The sequence below is a fragment of the Anaerovorax odorimutans genome, assembly GCF_024459955.1.
GTDB lineage: Bacteria > Bacillota > Clostridia > Peptostreptococcales > Anaerovoracaceae > Hominibacterium > Hominibacterium odorimutans_A.
This window is the reverse complement of the sequence record NZ_JANFXK010000214.1, coordinates 1-234: the sequence shown is the minus strand read 5'-3', so window position 1 is coordinate 234 and position 234 is coordinate 1. Positions and strand designations below refer to the sequence as shown.

Below are 234 nucleotides of genomic sequence, written 5' to 3'. Positions count from 1 at the left end.
GGTAATAAGATTGTACTGATAGTATCTTCCGCCATTTAGTGCATGTGCTATCTGGTTCAAATTATTACCCACCCTCTTTAACTCTGGTATAAGTTCTTTTATTCCGTCTGTATTGGTTATGGGTTTATTCAGAACGCATGAAAGAATGTACTCTTGTTGGCTCATTCCCGACTGCTCTACTTTTTTTCTTAACTGTTCAGCTTCGGCTTCTGAAATCCTAATGTTTATCTGAAC

At 37.6% G+C, this 234-nt stretch carries 1 protein-coding gene; it reads right to left on the bottom strand.

Going from position 1 to position 234, the window contains the following annotated elements:
- Positions 1-234 (bottom strand): plasmid mobilization protein (locus tag NE619_RS18520; protein ID WP_256133926.1); only part of this gene is annotated, 234 nt, incomplete at both ends.